The organism is Bradyrhizobium sp. CCBAU 11386 (genome assembly GCF_028128955.1).
GTDB lineage: Bacteria > Pseudomonadota > Alphaproteobacteria > Rhizobiales > Xanthobacteraceae > Bradyrhizobium.
In genome coordinates, this window is record NZ_LBKA01000011.1 from 1 (window position 1) to 460 (window position 460).

At 65.9% G+C, this 460-nt stretch carries 1 protein-coding gene; it reads left to right on the forward strand.

The annotated features are described in order from the left end of the window. Positions 1–460: IS66 family transposase (locus tag XI09_RS03470; protein ID WP_271565672.1), on the forward strand; the 460-nt coding region annotated here is incomplete at both ends.

Sequence of the window (460 nt, forward strand, 5' to 3'; positions counted from 1 at the left end):
GGCACAGTTCCGCGTGATCGTCACCCATCGTCCCAAATATGCCTGTCGGGCCTGCACGGATGGCGTGGTTCAGGCGCCGGCACCAGAGCGGCTGATCAAGGGCGGCTTGCCGACCGAGGCGATGGTCGCCCATGTTCTGGTCGCCAAATATGCCTGGCACCTGCCGCTGTATCGGCAGGCTCAGATGCTGCTGGCGCAGGGTATCGACATCAAGCGCTCGGTTTTGGCGTTCTGGGTGGGCTATGCAGGCGCAGAGCTTCGTCCGCTCTGGCTCAGGCTGCGCGAGATCATTTTGACCGCGAACAAGATCGCGGTGGACGAGACCACAGCGCCTGTGCTCGATCCCGGCCGCGGCCGCACCAAGAAAGGCTTCTTCTGGGCGATCGCGCGCGACGATCGGCCGTGGGGCGGGGCCGATCCGCCGGCAGTGGCCTACACTTATGCGCCTGGTCGCGGCGCC